The 19,183-nt window shown below is 64.1% G+C and carries 15 protein-coding genes; 8 read left to right on the top strand and 7 right to left on the bottom strand.

Translation table 11 applies throughout. The annotated features are described in order from the left end of the window. Nucleotides 1–6: 6 nt before the first annotated feature. Entirely contained in the window at nucleotides 7–882 is an 876-nt protein-coding gene (locus J5M71_RS21745; protein WP_207836703.1) for an MBL fold metallo-hydrolase, read from the bottom strand. Between the two features lie 103 nt (nucleotides 883–985). On the opposite strand from J5M71_RS21745, the gene J5M71_RS21750 reads away from it, so the two are divergent. Continuing rightward, nucleotides 986–1,891, top strand: a complete 906-nt coding sequence (locus J5M71_RS21750; RefSeq protein ID WP_207836705.1) for a LysR family transcriptional regulator — start codon at nucleotides 986–988, stop codon at nucleotides 1,889–1,891. 22 nt (nucleotides 1,892–1,913) lie between these two features. On the opposite strand, the gene J5M71_RS21755 is transcribed toward J5M71_RS21750, so the two are convergent. Beyond that, the gene (locus J5M71_RS21755) at nucleotides 1,914–2,783 is read right to left on the bottom strand and encodes an oxaloacetate decarboxylase (protein WP_003259571.1); all 870 of its coding nucleotides are present in this window, start codon (nucleotides 2,781–2,783) and stop codon (nucleotides 1,914–1,916) included. 440 nt (nucleotides 2,784–3,223) lie between these two features. Between J5M71_RS21755 and J5M71_RS21760 the strand changes: the two genes are divergently transcribed. After that, on the top strand, nucleotides 3,224–4,675 hold the full coding sequence (locus J5M71_RS21760; protein ID WP_207836707.1) for an MDR family MFS transporter: 1,452 nt from the start codon (nucleotides 3,224–3,226) through the stop codon (nucleotides 4,673–4,675). 251 nt (nucleotides 4,676–4,926) lie between these two features. Here the strand turns inward: J5M71_RS21760 and ttgR are convergent, their stop codons facing one another. After that, entirely contained in the window at nucleotides 4,927–5,559 is a 633-nt protein-coding gene (gene ttgR, locus J5M71_RS21765) for an efflux transport transcriptional regulator TtgR (RefSeq protein ID WP_207836720.1), read from the bottom strand. Nucleotides 5,560–5,817: 258 nt separating this feature from the next. Here ttgR and ttgA point away from each other — a divergent pair, with 258 nt between their 5' ends. The 6 genes from ttgA (at nucleotide 5,818) to J5M71_RS21795 (ending at nucleotide 15,045) form a co-directional block, all read left to right on the top strand. Then, on the top strand, nucleotides 5,818–6,972 hold the full coding sequence (gene ttgA / locus J5M71_RS21770) for a toluene efflux RND transporter periplasmic adaptor subunit TtgA (protein ID WP_063913228.1): 1,155 nt from the start codon (nucleotides 5,818–5,820) through the stop codon (nucleotides 6,970–6,972). Nucleotides 6,973–6,975: 3 nt separating this feature from the next. After that, nucleotides 6,976–10,128, top strand: a complete 3,153-nt coding sequence (ttgB, locus tag J5M71_RS21775; RefSeq protein WP_207836723.1) for a multidrug efflux RND transporter permease subunit TtgB — start codon at nucleotides 6,976–6,978, stop codon at nucleotides 10,126–10,128. Beyond that, the gene (locus J5M71_RS21780) at nucleotides 10,125–11,582 is read left to right on the top strand and encodes an AdeC/AdeK/OprM family multidrug efflux complex outer membrane factor (protein ID WP_063913230.1); all 1,458 of its coding nucleotides are present in this window, start codon (nucleotides 10,125–10,127) and stop codon (nucleotides 11,580–11,582) included. The genes ttgB and J5M71_RS21780 overlap by 4 nt, the downstream gene beginning before the upstream one ends. 363 nt (nucleotides 11,583–11,945) lie before the next feature. Next, on the top strand, nucleotides 11,946–13,202 hold the full coding sequence (locus J5M71_RS21785; RefSeq protein ID WP_207836725.1) for an OprD family porin: 1,257 nt from the start codon (nucleotides 11,946–11,948) through the stop codon (nucleotides 13,200–13,202). Nucleotides 13,203–13,403: 201 nt separating this feature from the next. Next, a complete protein-coding gene (locus J5M71_RS21790) occupies nucleotides 13,404–14,327 on the top strand; it encodes a LysR family transcriptional regulator (protein WP_207836738.1) in 924 nt (307 codons plus the stop codon). Between the two features lie 193 nt (nucleotides 14,328–14,520). Further along, nucleotides 14,521–15,045 carry an Mpo1-like protein gene (locus J5M71_RS21795; RefSeq protein ID WP_207836740.1) on the top strand — a complete coding sequence of 175 codons (525 nt, stop codon included), beginning with the start codon at nucleotides 14,521–14,523 and terminating at the stop codon, nucleotides 15,043–15,045. 111 nt (nucleotides 15,046–15,156) lie between these two features. Here J5M71_RS21795 and pcaC read toward each other — a convergent pair whose 3' ends face one another. The 4 genes from pcaC to J5M71_RS21815 are packed head-to-tail and all read right to left on the bottom strand — an operon-like array spanning nucleotide 15,157 to nucleotide 19,017. Continuing rightward, complete coding sequence (pcaC, locus tag J5M71_RS21800; RefSeq protein WP_003259581.1) at nucleotides 15,157–15,552, bottom strand: 4-carboxymuconolactone decarboxylase; 396 nt, start codon at nucleotides 15,550–15,552, stop codon at nucleotides 15,157–15,159. A gap of 10 nt (nucleotides 15,553–15,562) precedes the next feature. Then, entirely contained in the window at nucleotides 15,563–16,354 is a 792-nt protein-coding gene (pcaD, locus tag J5M71_RS21805) for a 3-oxoadipate enol-lactonase (protein WP_207836742.1), read from the bottom strand. 11 nt (nucleotides 16,355–16,365) lie between these two features. Continuing rightward, nucleotides 16,366–17,718 (bottom strand): 3-carboxy-cis,cis-muconate cycloisomerase, encoded by a 1,353-nt coding sequence (locus tag J5M71_RS21810; RefSeq protein ID WP_207836745.1) that lies wholly within the window; start codon nucleotides 17,716–17,718, stop codon nucleotides 16,366–16,368. A gap of 9 nt (nucleotides 17,719–17,727) precedes the next feature. Beyond that, nucleotides 17,728–19,017 carry an MFS family transporter gene (locus J5M71_RS21815; RefSeq protein ID WP_207836746.1) on the bottom strand — a complete coding sequence of 430 codons (1,290 nt, stop codon included), beginning with the start codon at nucleotides 19,015–19,017 and terminating at the stop codon, nucleotides 17,728–17,730. Between the last annotated feature and the right edge of the window lie 166 nt (nucleotides 19,018–19,183).

Consider the following 19,183-nt stretch of genomic DNA (forward strand, 5'->3'; position numbering starts at 1 on the left):
ACGGAATTACCACTTCATCTCGCCCTTGGCGACCTTGGCCCCCAGCTCCAGCGAGCTTTCATCGGCCAGGCCCGGGTAACGTCGCTTCATCGCCGCGATCAACGCACCGGCGTCCTTCGCCTTGGCGGTCTCGGCATCGAAATCACGAATATAGTTCGCCGTGAAATGCACGGACTCCAGCGATCGGCTGCTGTCCCCCAGGTAGTGCCCGGGGATGACCGTGCGCGGCGCCAGCGCTTCGATGTGCGCCAGGGTGCCGAGCCAGTCGGCGTGGGATTTGGCCGTTTGAGTGTCGGCCATCCACACATGAATGTTCTCCGACACCACCACGCCACCGACCACCGCCTTGATCGACGGGATCCACACAAAACTGCGGTCAGGTTGCGGGCCGTCCAGGCCGACCACCTCGAGGGCCTGCCCTTCCAGCGTCAGGCGGTTGCCTTCGAGCACCTGTGGCAGCACCAGCCGCGCTGGCTTGTCCGTGCCCATCTGCGGGCCCCAGTAAGCCAGCTTGGCATCCATGGTCTGGCGGATATGGGCAACCGTGGCGGCCGAAGCCAGCACCTTGGCGTCGGGGAAGGCCTGGGTCAGGGTATCCAGGCCGAAGTAGTAGTCCGGGTCGCCATGGCTGATGTAGATGCTGGTCAGCTGCTTGCCACCTGCCCGCAGGCGCTGCACCAGCTGCTCGGCCTGGGCCTTGCCGAACTGGGCATCGACGAGGATGGCGTCGTGCTCGCCACTGACGATCACCGAACTGACCGGGAAAATCGCCTCGTGCCCGGGGTTGTACACCTCCAGCCGCAAGGGTTCGGCAGCCAGCACCGGGCCGGCCAGGGTCACGCAGGCCAGCAGCAGACCACGCAAGGGAGTGAAAAGAGACATCGCAAACACCCGTCAGATGAACAATGCCCACCAGCTTAGTTGCCCAATCCATGACAAAAAATGCGATGCTCGAACATAGTTTGTTTCTGAAATCGGGCAAATCATGGACCGTCTCAACGCCATGCGCGTTTTCGTCACCGTCGTCGACCTGGGCAGCCAGTCGGCGGCGGCGGATCATCTGCAACTGTCCCGACCGGTGGTGTCGCGCTACCTGGCAGAGCTGGAAGACTGGGTTGGCGCACGGCTGATGCAGCGCACCACGCGCAAGCTCAGCCTCACCGCAGCCGGCCAGGAAACCCTGCCCCGCTGCCGGCAACTGCTGGAACTGGCCGGCGACCTGCAGGCCGCGGTGCAGCAGCCGGATGACGCGCCCAAGGGCGCGCTGCGCATCAGTGTCAGCACCTCGTTCGGCCAGGCACAGCTGGTGGATGCAGTGGCCGCCTACGTCCGGCGCTACCCCGGGGTGAAGGTGGAACTGCAGATGCTCGATCGCACAGTCAACCTGGTGGACGAGCGCATCGACCTGGCCATCCGCACCAGCAATGACCTGGACCCCAACCTGATCGCCCGGCGTCTGAGCGTGTGCCGCTCGGTGGTATGTGCGGCACCGGCCTACCTGCGCGAGCACGGCACGCCGCAACGGGTCGAGGAACTGAGCCGGCACAACTGCCTGACCCATGCCTACTTCGGCCACAGCCTGTGGCATTTCGAGGTGGCCGGCCAGCAGGTCGCTGTGCCGGTGGCGGGGAACATCAGTGCCAACGAGGCGATGACACTGCAGAAGGCGGCGCTGGCCGGCGCTGGTATCGCCATGCTGCCGACCTACCAGGCTGCGCAGGCCCTGCGCCGGGGCGAGCTGGTGCGCCTGCTGCCCGAGGCCAGGCCGCGCGAGCTGAACCTGAATGCGGTGTACACCTCACGCAAGCACATGCCGGCGACCTTGCGCAGCATGCTGGATTTTCTCGTGCAGCGGTTCCAGGACGAACCCGAGTGGGATCGGGACCTGTGACGCTCCTACAGGGAGCGCGCAGTCACTCCTCGACGCTCATGTATTCCTTGGCCCAGCGGATGTAGTCCTCGGGCTGGGTGTAGGTGTGCGAGAGCTCGGTGGCGCTGAGGTTTTCCGACTTGTTCTGCTGGCCGCGCTGCAGCCGCAGGCAGTCGTAGGTGGCCTTGATCGCGGCAAAGTAGGCTGCGTGACCATCGACCACGATGCGCACGCCCAGGCGCGCCAGGCGCTCGTCGTCGCGCAGGTTCGGGTTGCCGTAGGTCACCAGCATCAGCGGCACCGTCAGGTGCTCGGCAATCTGCTCAAGCTGCTCGAAGTCCTTCACCCCCACCATGCAGATACCGTCGGCTCCGGCCTTCTGGTAACTCTGGGTACGCACGATGATTTCTTCGGTGGTGAGCACGCCAGCGTTGGTCCTGGCAATGATCGACAGTGACGAATCGACCCGCGCCTCCAGCGCCGCACGGATCTTGCCGACGCCCTCTTCAACCGGGATCAGGTCGGTGGACTTGCGCCCGAACTGGGCCGGCAGCAGGGTGTCCTCGATGGTCAGCGCAGCCACGCCGGCGCGCTCCAGTTCGATGACCGTGCGCATGACGTTCAGCGCGTTGCCATAGCCGTGGTCGGCATCAGCCAGCACCGGCAGTTGCGCCACGCGACCAATACGGGTGGCCTGCTCGACGAACTCGCTGAGGGTAATCAGGGCGAAATCCGGTGCGGCCAGTACCTGCAACGAAGCGACGGAACCACCGAGGATGCCGACCTCGAAGCCCAGGTCTGCGGCAATGCGTGCCGACATCGGGTCGAACACCGATGCGGTGTGATAACAGGAACCTGAAGCGAGCAGCTCGCGGAAGGCAAAACGCAGATCTTGATGGGAAGCCTTGGGCATGATCACTCCGCAAAATAAGTTGAAATTCGAACGGTAACTACCGACCCCTGTAATCGGGTCTACCTGGGCTGTTCCAACCGTCGCCATCTGGGCGGTCATGCTCGACATGCAGGCAGAGGAATAAAAGGTGTGGGAGACAGCGGCGCGAAAACCCTGCGGCATAATGCTGCACCAAGCTGGTGCAGGCCCCGGTTTTCAGCCTCTGTGGCATACCAACGATATCACGCAGCCATGCCGCACTGGATGAATGCGCCAATGCCGATCTTGCATAGGGGATGCAGATAGTACATAGGAAGCTACCTAACTCAGGTTACAATCCAAGGGCCCTTTCGCGGGTAAACCCGCTCCCACAGGTACGGCGTTGCCCTCAGGAACAGCGACATACCTGTGGGAGCGGGTTCACCCGCGAAGAGGCCGCCAAAGACAAACAAGGTATCCCCGTGACCGCCGCCCTGCCCCCCACCACTCTGCGCAACGTGCTCACCGCCCTGATGCTGGCCATCTTCCTCGGCGCCCTGGACCAGACCATCGTCGCCGTCTCGCTGCCGGCGATCTCGGCGCAGTTCAACGATGTCGGCCTGCTGGCCTGGGTCATCTCCGGCTACATGGTGGCGATGACCGTGGCCGTGCCGATCTACGGCAAGTTGGGTGATCTGTATGGGCGGCGCCGGATGATCCTCACCGGCATCAGCCTGTTCACCCTGGCCTCGATCGCCTGCGCCCTGGCCCAGGACATGCAGCAACTGGTGCTGGCCCGCGTACTGCAGGGCATTGGCGCAGGCGGCATGGTCTCGGTGAGCCAGGCGATCATCGGCGACTTCGTGCCCCCGCGAGAACGCGGCCGCTACCAGGGCTACTTCAGCAGCATGTACGCGGTGGCCAGCGTCGCCGGGCCGGTGCTGGGCGGCTGGCTGACCGAATACCTGTCCTGGCGCGGGGTGTTCTGGATCAACCTGCCGCTGGGGCTGGTTGCACTGTGGGCGATCCGCCGCGCCCTCGGCGGCATGCCGGCACAGCGCCGCAAGGCGCAGGTGGACTATCTCGGCGCCGTGCTGCTGATCCTTGGCCTGGGTAGCCTGTTGCTGGGCATTACCCTGGTTGGCCAGGGCCACGCCTGGGCCGACCCACCCGTGCTGGCCCTGTTCGCCTGCGCCGCGCTGGGCCTGGTGCTGTTCATCGCCCATGAACGCCGCTGCCCGGAGCCACTGCTGCCGCTCGGCCTGTTCGGCAACCGCGTGGCGGTGCTGTGCTGGGGCGTGATCTTCTTCGCCAGCTTCCAGTCGATCTCTCTGACCATGCTCATGCCGTTGCGCTACCAGGGCATCACCGGCGCCGGTGCCGACAGCGCGGCCCTGCACCTTCTGCCGCTAGTGATGGGGCTGCCCATGGGTGCCTTCACCGGCGGGCGCATGACCAGCCTGACCGGGCGCTACAAGCCGCAGATCCTGGCCGGCGCGCTGCTGATGCCGCTGGCCATTTTCGCCATGGCACTGACCCCGCCACAGTCGGCCTTGCCCAGTGCGCTGTTCATGTTGCTGACCGGCATCGCCTGCGGGCTGCAGTTCCCGACCTCGCTGGTAGGTACGCAAAGCGCGGTGGACAGCAAGGACATCGGCGTGGCCACCAGCACCACCAACCTGTTCCGCTCGCTGGGCGGGGCCATGGGGGTGGCGTGCATGTCCAGCCTGCTGCTGGCGCTGCTGCACCAGGGCGGGTTCGAGTCGCTGGGTAATCCGTTGCTGGGGAGCCTGAAGGCCGGCGAAGTGGACCTGGTGACACAGGGGCGGTTGCTGGAGACGTTCCGGCAGTTGTTGATGGGGAGTGCCGGGGTAGCTGTGCTGGGACTGTTTGCAGCGTTTGCATTGCCCGACCGGCAACTGCGCGGACGCTGAAGGCGGCCGTACTCTTGTGGGGGCTGCTGCCTTGCTGCAAACCTGCATCTTGTGCGATCCCTGTGGGAGCGGGTTCACCCGCGAAGAAGGCTGCGCGGTGAATGGCACCGGCTTCGCCGGTGTTCGCGGGTAAACCCGCTCCCACAGAGATCTCGGCGCGTCGGCAGAACCTGCACGGCTGAGCAATCCGAAAGCATTAATCGCCCCTTAACACAAAGGGGTAACACTCCCTCACAATCCTTCACAAAGAGTCATTTGCGCAGAGCCGGGCTCAAGCGCAGCATATCCAGCCCGGTGTCGACCCATTTTTCGACATCCTTCAACAGATCGACACTGTCAGGCAGCAACAGCCAGCGCCCGATCAGGCCATCGACATAGGCGAACATGGCCACCGCTGCGCGCTCGACATCCAGCTCGCCTGGCAACTGGCCCCGGCGCGCGGCATTGGCCAACGCCAGGGTGATGCCCTTGTGGCAATCCAGCACCGCCCCCTGGCGCTGCTGGCGAATTTCACACATGTCATCGGTGAACTCGCACTTGTGATGCAGGATTTCATTGATTCGCCGGGTTCGGGCATCGAGCACCAACTCGTTGAACACTTGCAGCAACAACTTGCGCATGCAGCCAAGCGGGTCCACTTCGTCCTCGCTTTCGCTCGCCCGCGCCAGGTGGTCATGGGTTTCATGCAGGCTGTCGAGCAGCGCCTGCACCAACTCGGCCTTGTTGTTGAAGTGCCAGTAGATAGCCCCCCGCGTCACACCCGCCAGTTCGGCGATGTCGGCCAGGGTGGTTCGCGCAACCCCGCGCTTGTAGAAGGCCTTTTCCGCCGCCTCGATGATCTGGGCGCGGGTTTCCTGGGCTTCTTCTTTGGTTCGACGGACCATGGCAGTACAAACCTCATCTGCCCCGAACGCGCAGCGCGTGCGGGGAACACTCCGGGGGCACCTCTGCAGGGTGCCTCGCGGATGAGCTAATCAAGGACTGTGGCAGTACCCGAGTACAACCCAGCGGTATTTACAAACAACCATGAATGTAAGTATATTCCTTAGCAAGCTATTTATCCACCGGATAGCAATTTTTCCAGATCAAGACTCTTCCACTACTCTTGAGCGTCTCCCAGCTCCAGCGACCCGAGGATCCTCATGCAATTCAAGCCAGCCGTTACCGCTCTGGTTTCCGCCGTCGCCCTGGCCACCCTGCTCAGTGGCTGTAAGAAAGAAGAAGCAGCGCCAGCGGCGCAGGCTCCTCAGGTCGGCGTCGTGACCATTCAGCCCCAAGCCTTCACCCTGACCTCGGAATTGCCGGGGCGTACCAGTGCCTACCGCGTCGCCGAAGTGCGCCCGCAGGTCAACGGCATCATCCTCAAGCGCCTGTTCAAGGAAGGCAGTGAGGTCAAGGAAGGCCAGCAGCTGTACCAGATCGACCCTGCCGTGTACGAAGCCAACCTGGCCAATGCCCAGGCCAACCTGCAGGCCACCCGCTCGCTGGCCGAGCGCTACAAGCAGCTGATCGACGAACAGGCTGTCTCCAAGCAGGAATACGACGACGCCAATGCCAAACGATTGCAGGCCGAGGCTTCGCTCAAGAGCGCGCAGATCGACCTGCGCTACACCAAGGTCCTGGCACCGATCAGCGGCCGTATCGGCCGTTCTTCGTTCACCGAAGGTGCACTGGTGAGCAATGGCCAGGCCAACGCCATGGCCACCATCCAGCAACTCGACCCGATCTACGTCGACGTCACCCAGTCCACCGCCGAGCTGCTCAAGCTGCGCCGTGACCTGGAAAGCGGCCAGCTGCAGAAGGCCGGCGACAACGCCGCCTCGGTACAACTGGTGCTGGAAGACGGCAGCCTGTTCAAGCAGGAAGGCCGCCTGGAGTTCTCCGAAGTCGCGGTCGACGAGACCACGGGCTCGGTCACCCTGCGCGCCCTGTTCCCCAACCCCGATCACACCCTGCTGCCAGGCATGTTCGTGCATGCACGGCTCAAGGCCGGGGTCAACGCTAACGCCATCCTGGCCCCGCAACAGGGCGTGACCCGCGACCTGAAAGGCGCGCCGACCGCGCTGGTGGTCAACCAGGAGAACAAGGTCGAACTGCGCCAGCTCAAGGCCAACCGTACCCTGGGCAGCGACTGGCTGATCGAGGAAGGCCTGAACCCGGGCGACCGCCTGATCACCGAAGGGCTGCAGTACGTGCGCCCGGGCGTCGAGGTCAAGGTCAGCGAAGCCACCAACGTCAAGAAGCCGGCCAGCCCTGTTCAGGCCAATGCGGCGAAAGCAGACGCCAAAGCGGAGTAAACCATGTCGAAGTTCTTTATCGATCGCCCGATCTTCGCCTGGGTGATCGCCTTGGTGATCATGCTGGTCGGCGCCTTGTCGATCCTGAAGCTGCCGATCAACCAGTACCCGAGCATCGCGCCGCCGGCCATCGCCATCGCCGTGACCTACCCGGGCGCCTCGGCGCAAACCGTGCAGGACACCGTGGTACAGGTAATCGAGCAGCAGCTCAACGGTATCGACAACCTGCGTTATGTGTCGTCGGAAAGTAACTCCGACGGCAGCATGACCATTACCGCCACCTTCGAGCAGGGCACCAACCCCGACACCGCGCAGGTGCAGGTGCAGAACAAGCTGAACCTGGCCACCCCGCTGCTGCCGCAGGAAGTGCAGCAACAAGGTATCCGCGTCACCAAGGCAGTGAAGAACTTCCTGCTGGTGATCGGCCTGGTGTCCGAAGACGGCAGCATGACCAAGGACGACCTGGCCAACTACATCGTCTCCAACATGCAGGACCCGATCTCGCGGACTGCCGGTGTGGGTGACTTCCAGGTGTTCGGTGCACAGTACGCCATGCGTATCTGGCTCGATCCGGCCAAGCTGAACAAGTTCCAGCTGACCCCGGTCGACGTCAAGACCGCCGTGGCCGCGCAGAACGTGCAGGTGTCCTCTGGCCAGCTCGGCGGCCTGCCGGCCATGCCGGGTACCCAGCTGAACGCCACCATCATCGGCAAGACCCGCCTGCAGACTGCCGAGCAGTTCGAGAAGATCCTGCTCAAGGTCAACAGCGACGGTTCGCAGGTGCGTCTGGGTGATGTCGCCCAGGTTGGCCTGGGTGGTGAAAACTACGCCGTCAGCGCACAGTTCAACGGCAAGCCGGCTTCCGGCCTGGCTGTAAAACTGGCCACCGGCGCCAACGCCCTGGACACCGCCAAGGCCCTGCGCCAGACCATCGCCGACCTGGAACCGTTCTTCCCGCCCGGGGTGAAAGCGGTATTCCCGTATGACACCACTCCGGTGGTCACCGAATCGATCAGCGGCGTGATCCACACCCTGATCGAAGCCGTGGTCCTGGTGTTCCTGGTGATGTACCTGTTCCTGCAGAACTTCCGCGCCACCATCATCACCACCATGACCGTACCGGTGGTGTTGCTGGGTACCTTCGGCATCCTTGCCGCTGCCGGCTTCAGCATCAACACCCTGACCATGTTCGCCATGGTCCTGGCCATCGGCTTGCTGGTGGACGACGCCATCGTCGTGGTGGAGAACGTCGAGCGGGTGATGTCCGAGGAAGGCTTGCCGCCCAAGGAAGCGACCAAGCGCTCGATGGAGCAGATCCAGGGTGCCCTGGTGGGTATCGCCCTGGTGCTGTCGGCGGTACTGCTGCCCATGGCGTTCTTCGGCGGCTCCACAGGTGTGATCTACCGGCAGTTCTCCATCACCATCGTCTCGGCCATGGGCCTGTCGGTACTGGTGGCGCTGATCTTCACCCCGGCCCTGTGCGCCACCATGCTCAAGCCGCTGAAGAAGGGCGAGCACCATGTGGCCAAGCGCGGCTTCTTTGGCTGGTTCAACCGCAACTTCGACCGCAGCGTTACCGGCTACGAGCGCAGCGTGGGCACCATCCTGCGCAACAAGGCTCCGTTCCTGCTGGCCTACGCGCTGATCGTGGTCGGCATGATCTGGCTGTTCGCCCGCATCCCTACGGCGTTCCTGCCGGAAGAAGACCAGGGCGTACTGTTCGCCCAGGTACAGACCCCGGCCGGCTCCAGTGCCGAGCGCACCCAGGTGGTGGTCGACCAGATGCGTGAGTACCTGCTCAGCGAAGAGGCCGACACCGTGGCTTCGGTGTTCACCGTCAACGGCTTCAACTTTGCCGGCCGCGGCCAGAGCTCGGGTATGGCATTCATCATGCTCAAGCCGTGGGATGAGCGCTCCAAGGAAAACAGTGTGTTCGCCCTTGCCCAGCGCGCCCAGCAGCACTTCTTCACCTTCCGCGATGCAATGGTGTTCGCCTTTGCCCCGCCTGCGGTGCTGGAACTGGGTAACGCCACCGGCTTCGACGTGTTCCTGCAGGACCGCGGTGGTGTCGGCCATACCAAGCTGATGGAGGCACGCAACCAGTTCCTGGCCAAGGCCGCGCAGAGCAAGATCCTGAGCGCCGTGCGCCCGAACGGTCTGAACGATGAGCCGCAGTACCAGCTGACCATCGATGACGAACGTGCCAGCGCCCTGGGCGTGACCATCGCCGACATCAACAACACCCTGTCGATTGCCCTGGGTGCCAGCTACGTCAACGACTTCATCGACCGTGGCCGGGTCAAGAAGGTGTACATCCAGGGCGAACCGAACGCGCGGATGAGTCCGGAAGACCTGCAGAAGTGGTACGTGCGCAATGGCGCCGGCGAAATGGTGCCGTTCTCCTCCTTCGCCAAGGGCGAATGGACCTACGGCTCGCCGAAGCTGTCGCGTTACAACGGCGTCGAGGCAATGGAAATCCTCGGTGCACCGGCCCCGGGCTACAGTACCGGTGAAGCCATGGCCGAAGTCGAGCGCATTGCTGGCGAACTGCCAAGCGGCATCGGCTTCTCCTGGACCGGCATGTCCTACGAGGAAAAACTCTCCGGCTCGCAGATGCCGGCGCTGTTCGCCCTCTCGGTACTGTTCGTGTTCCTGTGCCTGGCAGCCCTGTACGAAAGCTGGTCGATCCCGATCGCCGTGGTGCTGGTAGTACCGCTGGGTATCATCGGTGCCCTGATCGCCACCAGCCTGCGCGGGTTGTCCAACGACGTGTACTTCCTGGTCGGCCTGTTGACCACCATCGGCCTGGCGGCGAAAAACGCCATTCTGATCGTCGAGTTCGCCAAGGAACTGCACGAGCAGGGCCGCAGCCTGTACGACGCGGCGATCGAGGCGTGCCGCATGCGTCTGCGCCCGATCATCATGACCTCGCTGGCGTTCATCCTCGGCGTGGTACCGTTGACCATCGCCAGTGGCGCCGGCGCCGGCAGCCAGCACGCCATCGGCACTGGCGTGATCGGCGGCATGATCAGTGCGACCGTGCTGGCTATCTTCTGGGTACCGCTGTTCTTCGTCGCAGTGTCGTCGCTGTTCGGCAGCAAAGAGCCGGAAAAGGACGCCACCCCTGAAACTCCACGTTATGAGGCTGGGCAATGACCAAGTCTTTGTTGTCCCTGGCGGTAACCGCTTTCATTCTTGGCGGCTGCTCGCTGATCCCCGACTACCAGACCCCGGAATCGCCGGTGGCTGAGCAGTGGCCGCAAGGCCCTGCATACTCGCCGACGCAATCGGCGGAGGTTGCCGCCGCCGAACAGGGCTGGCGACAGTTCTTCCATGACCCGGCACTGCAGCAGCTGATCCAGACCGCGCTGGTCAACAACCGCGACCTGCGCGTCGCCGCGTTGAACATCGACGCCTACCGTGCGCAGTACCGTATCCAGCGTGCCGACCTGTTCCCGGCGGTTTCGGCCACCGGCAGTGGCAGCCGCCAACGCGTACCGGCAAACATGTCGCAGACGGGCGAAGCAGGTATCACCAGCCAGTACTCGGCCACCCTGGGCGTCAGCGCCTATGAGCTGGACCTGTTCGGCCGTGTACGCAGCCTGACCGAGCAGGCCCTGGAAACCTACCTGTCCAGCGAGCAGGCGCGTCGCTCCACGCAGATCAGCCTGGTAGCCAGCGTGGCCAATGCCTACTACACCTGGCAGGCCGACCAGGCGCTGTTCAAGCTGACCGAAGAAACGCTGAAGACCTACGAGGAAAGCTACAACCTCACCCGTCGCAGCAACGAAGTCGGCGTAGCCTCGGCACTCGACGTCAGCCAGGCGCGTACCGCCGTGGAAGGCGCCCGGGTCAAGTACTCGCAGTACCAGCGCCTGGTCGCCCAGGACGTCAACAGCCTGACCGTGCTGCTGGGCACCGGCATTCCCGCCGACCTGGCCAAGCCACTGGAGCTCAATGCCGACCAGCTGGCCGAAGTACCGGCCGGCCTGCCGTCGGACATCCTCCAGCGTCGTCCGGACATCCAGGAAGCCGAGCACCTGCTCAAGGCCGCCAATGCCAACATTGGCGCGGCCCGCGCAGCGTTCTTCCCGAGCATCAGCCTGACCGCCAATGCCGGCAGCCTGAGCCCCGACATGGGCCACCTGTTCTCGGGCGGCCAGGGTACCTGGCTGTTCCAGCCGCAGATCAATCTGCCGATCTTCAACGCCGGCAGCCTGAAGGCCAGCCTGGACTACTCGAAGATCCAGAAGGACATCAACGTCGCCAAGTACGAAAAGACCATCCAGACCGCCTTCCAGGAAGTCTCCGATGGCCTGGCGGCGCGCAAGACCTTCGAAGAGCAGCTGCAGGCGCAACGCGACCTGGTGCAGGCGAACCAGGATTACTACCGCCTGGCCGAACGCCGCTATCGCATCGGTATCGACAGCAACCTGACCTTCCTCGACGCCCAACGCAACCTGTTCAGCGCCCAGCAGGCGCTGATCGGCGACCGCCTGTCGCAGCTGACCAGCGAGGTCAACCTGTACAAGGCGCTTGGCGGTGGCTGGTACGAGCAGACCGGGCAGGGCAACAACCAGCAGGCAGCGGTGGAAGCACCGAAGAGCTGATCAGCCCTGTTACAGCAAAGAGCCCACCTTTAACGGTGGGCTTTTTGTTTGTCGGTTGCCTGTACAGGCCTCTTCGCGGGTAAACCCGCTCCCACAGGGTTTTGCACGAATTCTGAAGGCAGTGCAGTACCTGTGGGAGCGGGTTTACCCGCGAAGAGGCCAGTACAGGAAAACAATTAACCAACCGGAACATTCCGTTCGATTATCGCCCGTTTCCGTTTGCGGCGAATTGCCTCACCCCTGCCCTACCCCGCACCATCCTCCCCACGCAACGTTGCCCCGGTTCATCCAAAAAGACCCGCACCTGCAGGCCGCATCCTGCAGCGCCCCGGCTCGCCCATAAAAACAAGAGATCCACGACAGATGAGCACTTTGCAACCCGCACGCCAGCTGCTGCCCGGCCTGTTGGCCATGTCCTGCGCACTCCCCGTGTTCGCCGCCGAAGATGGTGGCTTCCTGGAAGACGCCAAGGCCACCCTCAACCTGCGCAACTTCTACATCAACCGCAACTTCGTCGACCCGGCCCACCCGCAGGCCAAGGCCGAGGAATGGACGCAGAGCTTCATCCTCGACGCCCGCTCCGGCTTCACCCAGGGCACCGTCGGTTTTGGCGTGGACATACTGGGCCTGTACTCGGTCAAGCTCGACGGCGGCAAAGGCACCACCAACACCCATCTGTTGCCAGTGCACGACGATGGCCGCCCCGCCGATGACTTCGGCCGCCTGGGCGTGGCACTGAAGGCCAAGCTGTCCGAAACCGAGCTGAAAGTGGGTGAATGGATGCCGGTACTGCCGATCCTGCGCTCGGACGATGGCCGCTCGCTGCCGCAGACCTTCCGCGGCGGCCAGCTGACCTCGAAGGAAATCGCCGGTCTGACCCTGTACGCCGGCCAGTTCCGCGGCAACAGCCCACGCAACGACGCCAGCATGGAGGACATGTCGCTGAACGGTAAGGCCGCGTTCACCTCCGACCGTTTCAATTTTGGCGGCGGCGAGTACACCTTCAACGACAAGCGCACCATGATCGGCCTGTGGGATGCCCAGCTCAAGGACATCTACCGCCAGCAGTACCTCAACCTGGTGCACAGCCAACCCTTGGGCGACTGGACCCTGGGCGCCAACCTGGGCTACTTCATTGGCAAGGAAGACGGCGCCGAACGCGCTGGCGAACTGGACAACCGCACCGCCTCGGCCATGCTCTCGGCGCGGTACCAGGGCCACACCTTCTACGTCGGCCTGCAGAAGGTCAGCGGCGACAACGCCTGGATGCGGGTCAACGGCACCAGCGGCGGCACCCTGGCCAACGACAGCTACAACTCCAGCTTCGACAATGCCAAGGAACGCTCCTGGCAGGTGCGTCATGACTTCAACTTCGCCACCGTCGGCGTGCCAGGCCTGACCCTGATGAACCGCTACATCAAAGGTGACAACGTCACCGCAGGCGGCGTGGACGATGGCAAGGAATGGGCGCGGGAAACCGAGCTGGCCTACGTGGTGCAGTCGGGCAGCTTCAAGGACCTGTCGGTGAAGTGGCGCAACTCCACCATGCGCCGGGACTTCAGCACCAACTCGTTCGACGAGAACCGGTTGATCGTGAGTTACCCGCTGAATCTGCTTTGAATTCTTCGCGGGTAAACCCGCTCCCACAGGTTCACCACAGTTTCAGAATCTGTGGTGAACCTGTGGGAGCGGGTTTACCCGCGAAGAGGCCAGATGCCACCACAAATAACCTCAAGCTATAAACAAATCAATAAACCTTCTTTGACGACATATGCAGCAACCGCTTGAATAGGTCCCTGATCCCCGCCCCAGAGCCGTGAAATGGACCTCCGTCAGCTGCGTTACTTCATCGCCCTCACCGAATACCGCAGCTTCGTCCGCGCCGCCGAGGCCATGGGTATCACCCAACCCGCCTTCAGCCGCGCCATCCAGAGCCTGGAGCACAGCTTCGGCTGCCCACTGGTCGATCGCGCCAGCAAAGCCCTGCCGCCCACCCCCGAAGGCCTGGTGGTGCTGCAACATGCCCGGCGCCTGGTACAAGGTGCCACACAACTGAGCAACGAAGTGCTGCAGATGACCAAGCTCGACGCCGGCGAGCTGCATTTCGGTAGCGGCCCGGCGCTGGCCGTGCGCCTGGTGCCCGATGCCCTGCGCCACTTCCTCGAACGCTACCCTGGCATCCGCACCTCGCTGCTGGTGGACAACGCCGAACGCCTCGGCCAGGCCCTGCGCCGCGAACAGATCGAGTTTTTCGTCGACGATATACGCCCGTTCGAAGCCGACCCCAACTTCCACACCGAGCCCCTTTCACCGCGCCCCGGCCTGTTCTTCTGCCGCCCGGGGCACCCGTTGCTGGCCAAGGACAGCCTGTCGACCAACGACCTGTTCAGCTACCCGCTGGCCAGCGCCCTGCTCGCCCCTGGTGTGCGCAAGCGCCTGGCCAACCTGAGCGGGCGCAGTGACTTCACCCCGCACCTGCAGACCGAGCACCTCGCAGTGCTGCGCAGTGTGGTGCTGGCCAGCGACGCCATCGGCAGCGCCAGCGAGGAGGCCGTTGCCGAAGACCTGGCCAGCGGCCGCCTGGTGCGCCTGCACTGGCGCAACCTGCCGCCGGCGCTGGAGGTGCTGAGCGTGCGCTGTGGCGTCGTCAGCCGCAGCGGTTACCGACTGTCGCCGGCGGCGCGGGCGATGATCGAGACGCTGGTGGGGCTGGATACGCCAGTGCGGGCTGCTGCCATTCGCTGAGCTGATGATGGTGGCAGGGGCGGTCTATCCTGCGCTATACCGGTCGCCTGTAGCGGCCCTTTCGCGGGTGAACCCGCTCCCACAGGGTCACCACAGTTCCTGAGGGCTGCGCTGTACCTGTGGGAGCGGGTTCACCCGCGAAGAGGCCAGAACAGGCAATACACCTCGATCAGGCAACCAGGGAGGCACAACCATGAAAACCGTCGTCGACCACCTGAGCCAATACGCCAGCTATCACCGCGACCCACGCAATATCGCCACCCACTTCGTCGGTATCCCGATGATCGTACTGGCGGTCACCATCCTGCTGTCGCGCCCGGGTTGGGACGTGGCCGGCATGTGGCTGTCCCCTGCCCTGCTGGCAGCAGCAGCCTCGGTCTGGTTCTACCTGCGTCTGGACCTGCGCTTCGGGCTGGTGATGGGGTTGTTGCTGGGGCTATGCCTGTGGGTCGGCCAGGTACTGGCATTGCAGACGACAGCGCTGTGGCTCGGAGCCGGGCTGGGGGCGTTCGTGGTGGGCTGGATCATCCAGTTCGTCGGCCATTACTACGAAGGCCGCAAGCCGGCGTTTGTCGATGATGTCAGCGGGCTGATCATCGGGCCGTTGTTCGTGGTGGCAGAAGCTGCGTTCATGCTCGGCCTGTGCCCGTCCCTGAAACGCGCCGTCGAGGCCAACGCCGGGCCCGTGGCCATGCGGCAGAAGAATGCGGCCCTGTAAACATTCATGGCCCTATCGCCGGCAAACCAGCTCCACAGGGACTGCACTGCCCTCAGGCCTGATGCAATCACTGTGGGAGCTGGCGTGCCGGCGATAGGGCCGGTACAGGCATTACTGCTGTCGCGACTCCACGCCCAGCTCATCCCACACCGACTCCGCCATGTGGAAGGTGGCATTGGCCGCCGGAATGCCGCAATAGATCGCGCTCTGCATCAGCACTTCCTTGATCTCGTCGCGGGTCACGCCGTTGTTGGCCGCCGCGCGCAGGTGCAGCTTCAGCTCGTCGTTGCGGTTCATGCCGATCAGCATGGCGATGGTAATCAGGCTACGGGTATGCCGCGGTAGGCCCGGGCGGGTCCAGATGTCACCCCAGGCGTGGCGGGTGATCATCTCCTGAAACTCGCCGTTGAAGTCGTTGAGCTTCTCCAGGCTGCGGTCCACGTGGGCATCGCCAAGCACAGCACGGCGTACTTGCATGCCGGCGTCGTAACGTTGTTTCTCATCCATGGCGGTGTCCTCAGTGAGCCAGCAGGAAATCGAGCACGCGGCGGCTGAAGCGCTCGCCGATCTCGACATTGGACAGGTGCGCCGCCGGGAAGTCGACGTACTCGGCACCCGCGATACCGGCCTGCATGAAGCGGCCGTGCTCCGGGGTGGTCACCACGTCTTCGGTACCGGCAACGATCAGCGTAGGCACCTGGATGCGGCCCAACTGCTCGCGGTAGTCGGCATCCCGCACCGCGGCGCAGTTGCCGGCATAGCCTTGCGGGCTGGTTTGCGCCAGCATCTGACAGATACGCTGGGCTTGCGCTGGCTGGGCCTGGGCGAAACCCGGGGTAAACCAGCGGGCGATGGAGGCATCGCGCAGGTCGACCATGGCCTGCTGGCCACCCTTGAGCACGGTGTCGATACGGGTGTTCCACACCTCGTCGTTGGCGATCTTGGCTGCGGTGTTGCACAAGGTCAGGCTGTGCAGGCGCTGGCCTGCATTGATGCCCAGCCACTGGCCGATCAGGCCACCCATCGACAGGCCGACGAAATGCGCCTTGGCGATGTCCAGGCCATCGAGCAGGGCCAGCACGTCACGCCCCAGCTGTTCGATGCGGTAAGGGCCTTCAGTGACCAGCGACCCACCGTGGCCACGGGTGTCGTAGCGCAGCACGCGAAAGTGCTGGCTCCACAGTGGAATCTGCGTGTCCCACATGCCCAGGTCAGTGCCCAGCGAGTTGGACAGGACCAGCACCGGGGCGTTTTCCGGGCCATCGATCTGGTAGTTCAAAACGCCATCGGCCAGTTGCAAGTGCGCCACAGCGGTCTCCTTCAGGCAGTGAAACGTTGATGTTCGGACACGGCGCGCGCCACCCAGACGCGGGCCTGCCCCAGGTAATGGGCAGGGTCGAGCAAGCGATCGAGTTCTTCGGCGGACAGTTCGGCGCTGACCTGCGGCTCGTCACCCAGCACGGTGCGCAGATGGCGCTGTTCGGCCACGGCGCGCTGGCAGCACTGCTCCAGCAGGTGGTGGGCGCGGTCGCGGCCCAGGCGCTGGGCGAGGACGATGCTCACCGCTTCGGCCAGCACCAGGCCCTGGGTCAGGTCGAGGTTACGGCGCATGCGCGCGGCATCCACTTCCATGCCCTCGGCAATCACCTGGGCCTGGCGCAGCGCACCAGAGACCAGGCAGCAGATGTCCGGCAGGGTTTCCCATTCGGCATGCCACAAGCCAAGGCTGCGTTCGTGCTCCTGAGGCATGGCCGCGAACAGCGTCGATACCAGGCCCGGCACCCGGGTCGCGGCACCGATCAGCACTGCGGCGCCCACCGGGTTGCGCTTGTGCGGCATGGTCGAGGAACCGCCTTTGCCCGGCGCGGAAGGCTCGAACAGCTCCCCCGCCTCCGTCTGCATCAGCAGGCTGACATCACGGCCGAACTTGCCCAGGCTACCGGCAACCAGGCCCAGCACCGAGGCAAACTCCACCAGGCGGTCGCGCTGGGTGTGCCAGGGCTGCTCGGGCAGGGTCAGCTGGAGCTGCTCGGCCAGGGCTTCGGCCACCGGCATCGCCTTGCTGCCCAGGGCGGCCAGGCTGCCGGAGGCGCCGCCGAACTGCAGCACCAGCAAACGTGGGCGCAGCTCCTGCAGGCGCTGGCGGTGACGGGTCAAGGCGCCCAGCACACCGGCCAGTTTCATGCCCAGGGTCACCGGGGTGGCGTGCTGCAGCCAGGTGCGCCCCACCAGCGGCGTGTCGGCGTGCTGCAAGGCCTGACGCGACAGGGTATCGGCCAGCTTGCCAAGGTCGGCCTCGATCAGGTCGAGGGCAGCGCGCAGCTGCAGGACCAGGCCGGTGTCCATCGCGTCCTGGCTGGTGGCGCCCAGGTGCACGTAGCGTTCGGCCTCGGGCACGCCACTGGCGATCACCTTGCCCAACGCCTTCACCAGCGGGATCGCCGAGTTGCCAGCAGTGGCGATGGCATTGGCCAGGGCGCCAACGTCATAGCGCTCGGCGTGGCAAGCCGCCTCGATGGCCGCTACCGCGCTGTGCGGGACCAGCCCGGCAGCCGCCTCGGCCCGAGCCAGCGCCGCTTCGAAATCGAGCATGCCCTGCAGGCGGCCACGGTCGGAGAAGATCTCGCGCATGGCCGGCGCGGTGAAGTAGGCGTCGAACAGTTGGTTGGTCATGCCACGTCCTTAATTATCGTGGTGCAGGTACGCCGCCTGCTTCGGCAAGCGCAGGCTGAACAGGAAGGCAATCGCCATCATCGCCGTCACGTACCAGTAGAAAGTGTTTTCCATGCCCAGGGTCTTCAGGCCCAGGGCCACGTACTCGGCCGAACCGCCGAACGCCGCGTTGGCCACTGCATAGGCCAGGCCTACACCCAGCGCGCGCACCTGCGGCGGGAACATCTCAGCCTTCACCAGACCGCTGATCGATGTGTAGAAACTGACGATACACAACGCCAGGGTAATCAGCACGAAGGCCATGAACGGGCTGCTCACGGTTTTCAGCGCCATCAGCAGCGGCACGGTGAACAGCGTACCCAGGGCGCCGAACAGCATCATCGAATTACGCCGGCCGATGCGGTCGGAGAGCATGCCGAAGAACGGCTGCAGCACCATGAACAGGAACAGCGCACCGGTCATCACGTAGCTGGCGTTTTTCGCGGTCATGCCGGCGGTGTTGACCAGGTACTTCTGCATGTACGTGGTGAAGGTATAGAAGATCAGCGAACCGCCTGCGGTGTAACCGAGCACGGTGATGAAGGCCGCCGCGTGGTCGCGGAACAGGCCCTTGATGGTGCCGGCATCCTTGTCCTTGCGGGTTTCAGCGCTGCTGGTCTCATGCAGCGAGCGGCGCAGCATCAGCGAGATCAGCGCGGCGATGGCACCGACCACGAACGGAATGCGCCAGCCCCAGGCGCGCAGCTCTTCTTCAGTAAGCAACTGCTGCAGGATCACCACCACCAGCACCGCCAGCAACTGGCCACCGATCAGGGTCACGTACTGGAACGAGGCGAAGAAGCCGCGCTGGCCGCGCAGGGCCACTTCACTCATGTAAGTGGCAGTGGTGCCATATTCGCCGCCTACCGACAGGCCCTGGATCAGCCGGGCCAGCAACAGCAGCGCCGGGGCCCAGGTGCCGATGCTGGCGTAGGTAGGCAGGCAGGCGATCATCAGGGAGCCGAAACACATCATCAGCACCGAGATCATCAGGGAATTCTTGCGACCATGGCGGTCAGCGAGGCGGCCGAAGATCCAGCCACCGATGGGGCGCATCAAAAAGCCCGCGGCGAATACGCCCGCCGTGTTCAACAGCTGCACGGTGGGGTCGTCGGAGGGGAAGAAAGCCGGGGCAAAGTAGATTGCGCAGAAGGCGTAGACGTAGAAGTCGAACCATTCCACCAGGTTGCCTGAAGAGGCACCAACGATAGCGAAGATGCGTTTGCTGCGTTCTTCGCCGGTGTAATAGGCTGAGGTCATGACGGTTTTACTCCTGGAGGGTCGCAGGTAATTCTAGACACACCTGGTAACACACTCGTTCCGCAATCTGGCTGGCAATTGGCCTTGTGTCTGGCAGGGCCGGCCTCTTCGCGGGTAAACCCGCTCCCACAGCGGGAGGCGTGGTCCCCCTGTGGGAGCGGGCGTG

This window comes from Pseudomonas sp. 43(2021) (assembly GCF_017490805.1).
Taxonomy (GTDB): domain Bacteria; phylum Pseudomonadota; class Gammaproteobacteria; order Pseudomonadales; family Pseudomonadaceae; genus Aquipseudomonas.

What these genes read in the sequence shown, in the direction of transcription:
- J5M71_RS21810 (WP_207836745.1), bottom strand. Translation starts at nt 17,718, where the DNA reads ATGACCAACCAACTGTTCGACGCCTACTTCACCGCGCCGGCCATGCGC.
- J5M71_RS21745 (WP_207836703.1), bottom strand. Translation starts at nt 882, where the DNA reads ATGTCTCTTTTCACTCCCTTGCGTGGTCTGCTGCTGGCCTGCGTGACC.
- J5M71_RS21795 (WP_207836740.1), top strand. Translation starts at nt 14,521, where the DNA reads ATGAAAACCGTCGTCGACCACCTGAGCCAATACGCCAGCTATCACCGC.
- J5M71_RS21815 (WP_207836746.1), bottom strand. Translation starts at nt 19,017, where the DNA reads ATGACCTCAGCCTATTACACCGGCGAAGAACGCAGCAAACGCATCTTC.
- pcaC (WP_003259581.1), bottom strand. Translation starts at nt 15,552, where the DNA reads ATGGATGAGAAACAACGTTACGACGCCGGCATGCAAGTACGCCGTGCT.
- ttgR (WP_207836720.1), bottom strand. Translation starts at nt 5,559, where the DNA reads ATGGTCCGTCGAACCAAAGAAGAAGCCCAGGAAACCCGCGCCCAGATC.
- J5M71_RS21780 (WP_063913230.1), top strand. Translation starts at nt 10,125, where the DNA reads ATGACCAAGTCTTTGTTGTCCCTGGCGGTAACCGCTTTCATTCTTGGC.
- J5M71_RS21790 (WP_207836738.1), top strand. Translation starts at nt 13,404, where the DNA reads ATGGACCTCCGTCAGCTGCGTTACTTCATCGCCCTCACCGAATACCGC.
- J5M71_RS21785 (WP_207836725.1), top strand. Translation starts at nt 11,946, where the DNA reads ATGAGCACTTTGCAACCCGCACGCCAGCTGCTGCCCGGCCTGTTGGCC.
- ttgA (WP_063913228.1), top strand. Translation starts at nt 5,818, where the DNA reads ATGCAATTCAAGCCAGCCGTTACCGCTCTGGTTTCCGCCGTCGCCCTG.
- J5M71_RS21755 (WP_003259571.1), bottom strand. Translation starts at nt 2,783, where the DNA reads ATGCCCAAGGCTTCCCATCAAGATCTGCGTTTTGCCTTCCGCGAGCTG.
- J5M71_RS21750 (WP_207836705.1), top strand. Translation starts at nt 986, where the DNA reads ATGGACCGTCTCAACGCCATGCGCGTTTTCGTCACCGTCGTCGACCTG.
- ttgB (WP_207836723.1), top strand. Translation starts at nt 6,976, where the DNA reads ATGTCGAAGTTCTTTATCGATCGCCCGATCTTCGCCTGGGTGATCGCC.